Origin of the sequence: Frateuria sp. GZRR35 (assembly GCF_051900415.1) — a bacterium.
Classification (GTDB): Bacteria; Pseudomonadota; Gammaproteobacteria; order Xanthomonadales; family Rhodanobacteraceae; genus Frateuria_A.
Genome location: NZ_JBHZGL010000024.1, coordinates 2,501 through 5,371 on the forward strand (window position 1 = coordinate 2,501; position 2,871 = coordinate 5,371).

General features: G+C 54.8%; 2 rRNA genes (1 of these 2 running past the window's edge). Both read left to right on the top strand.

Annotation, left to right across the window (positions count from 1 at the left end):
- Positions 1-2,619: ribosomal RNA gene (locus ACFWZ3_RS17190) — 23S ribosomal RNA — on the top strand; it begins 260 nt to the left of the window's first position.
- A gap of 113 nt (positions 2,620-2,732) precedes the next feature.
- Positions 2,733-2,846, top strand: a 5S ribosomal RNA gene (gene rrf / locus ACFWZ3_RS17195).
- Positions 2,847-2,871: the final 25 nt, after the last annotated feature.

The following is a 2,871-nucleotide window of genomic DNA, read 5'->3' on the forward strand; positions in this document are numbered from 1 at the left end:
GCCCAAAAGCGCACAGTGTTTTAGCTGAAGGACCTGGAAAGGTCTGCCATAGACGGTGATAGCCCGGTAGGCGAAAGGGCACCGTGCGTGAAATTGAGTAGGGCGGGGCACGAGAAACCCTGTCTGAACATGGGGGGACCATCCTCCAAGGCTAAATACTCCTGACTGACCGATAGCGAACTAGTACCGTGAGGGAAAGGCGAAAAGAACCCCGGAGAGGGGAGTGAAATAGACCCTGAAACCGTATACGTACAAGCAGTGGAAGCCCTTCGTGGGTGACTGCGTACCTTTTGTATAATGGGTCAGCGACTTACTGTCAGTGGCAAGCTTAACCGTCTAGGGGAGGCGAAGGGAAACCGAGTCTGAATAGGGCGCATAGTCTCTGGCAGTAGACCCGAAACCGAGTGATCTATCCTTGGCCAGGTTGAAGGTGCGGTAACACGCACTGGAGGACCGAACCCACATCTGTTGCAATAGATGGGGATGAGCTGAGGATAGGAGTGAAAGGCTAAACAAACTCGGAGATAGCTGGTTCTCCTCGAAAGCTATTTAGGTAGCGCCTCGGACGAATCTTCCTGGGGGTAGAGCACTGTTATGGCTAGCGGGTCATCGCGACTTAGCAAACCATGGCAAACTCCGAATACCAGGACAGACTATCCGGGAGACACACGGCGGGTGCTAACGTCCGTCGTGAAAAGGGAAACAACCCAGACCCGCAGCTAAGGTCCCCAAGTTCTAGCTAAGTGGAAAACGATGTGGAAAGGCATAGACAGCCAGGAGGTTGGCTTAGAAGCAGCCACCCTTTAAAGAAAGCGTAATAGCTCACTGGTCGAGTCGGTCTGCGCGGAAGATTTAACGGGGCTAAGCTAGACACCGAAGCTCGGGGTGCACAGCAATGTGCGCGGTAGAGGAGCGTTCCGTAAGCCTGTGAAGGTGGATCGAGAGGTCTGCTGGAGGTATCGGAAGTGCGAATGCTGACATGAGTAACGATAATGCGGGTGAAAAGCCCGCACGCCGAAAGCCCAAGGTTTCCTCGCGCAACGTTCATCGGCGCAGGGTGAGTCGGCCCCTAAGGCGAGGCAGAAATGCGTAGTCGATGGGAAGCTGGTTAATATTCCAGCACTTTTCTTAAGTGCGATGTGGGGACGGAGAAGGTTAGGTCTACCGGGCGTTGGTTGTCCCGGGGAAAGGCGGTAGGCATGCATCTTAGGCAAATCCGGGATGCTTTATGCCGAGCACCGAGACGAGCCCTATTGGGCGAAGTGACTGAGACCACGCTTCCAGGAAAAGCCACTAAGCTTCAGCTTAAGAAAAACCGTACCGTAAACCGACACTGGTAGGCAGGGTGAGAATCCCAAGGCGCTTGAGAGAACTCGGGTGAAGGAACTAGGCAAAATGGCACCGTAACTTCGGGAGAAGGTGCGCCCATCGGGGTGGCTACATGCGTAGCTGAGCTCTGATGGGTCGCAGTAACCTGGCCGCTGCGACTGTTTATCAAAAACACAGCACTCTGCAAACACGAAAGTGGACGTATAGGGTGTGACGCCTGCCCGGTGCTGGAAGGTTAATTGATGGGGTCAGCCGCAAGGCGAAGCTCTTGATCGAAGCCCCAGTAAACGGCGGCCGTAACTATAACGGTCCTAAGGTAGCGAAATTCCTTGTCGGGTAAGTTCCGACCTGCACGAATGGCGTAACGACAGCGGCGCTGTCTCCACCCGAGACTCAGTGAAATTGAAATCGCTGTGAAGATGCAGCGTTCCCGCGGCAAGACGGAAAGACCCCGTGAACCTTTACTATAGCTTTACACTGAACGTTGAGTTCTTCTGTGTAGGATAGGTGGGAGGCTTTGAAGCGCAGACGCCAGTTTGCGTGGAGCCATCCTTGAAATACCACCCTGAAGTGCTTGACGTTCTAACCTAGGCCCGTAATCCGGGTCAGGGACCGTGTATGGTGGGTAGTTTGACTGGGGCGGTCTCCTCCCAAAGCGTAACGGAGGAGCACGAAGGTACGCTCAGCGCGGTCGGACATCGCGCACTGTGTGCAAAGGCATAAGCGTGCTTGACTGCAAGATCGACGGATCAAGCAGGTACGAAAGTAGGTCTTAGTGATCCGGTGGTTCTGTATGGAAGGGCCATCGCTCAACGGATAAAAGGTACTCCGGGGATAACAGGCTGATACCGCCCAAGAGTTCATATCGACGGCGGTGTTTGGCACCTCGATGTCGGCTCATCACATCCTGGGGCTGTAGCCGGTCCCAAGGGTATGGCTGTTCGCCATTTAAAGTGGTACGCGAGCTGGGTTCAGAACGTCGTGAGACAGTTCGGTCCCTATCTGTCGTGGGCGTTGGAGATTTGAGGGGGGCTGCTCCTAGTACGAGAGGACCGGAGTGGACGTTCCGCTGGTGTTCGGGTTGTCTCGCCAGAGGCATTGCCCGGTAGCTATGAACGGAAGTGATAACCGCTGAAAGCATCTAAGCGGGAAGCACGCCCCAAGATGAGATCTCCCGAGAGCTTGACTCTCCTTAAGGCACCATCAAGACCAGGTGGTTGATAGGCGCGATGTGGAAGTGCAGCAATGCATTGAGCTTACGCGTACTAATGCGCCGTGCGGCTTGACCATATAACCCCAAGACGCTTCGCAACCCTTAGCGAAACATCTCGATTCACCAATTCGCTTGTCACTCGTTTACCCCTTTTGAAGCTGGCGCTTTATAGCGCTGCTTCAACCCCTTCCCTGGCGGCCATAGCGCTGTGGTCCCACCCGATCCCATCCCGAACTCGGAAGTGAAACGCAGCCGCGCCGATGGTAGTGTGGCTTGTCCATGCAAGAGTAGGTCACCGCCAGGGGCTTTATCCAAAAACCCTCACCGAT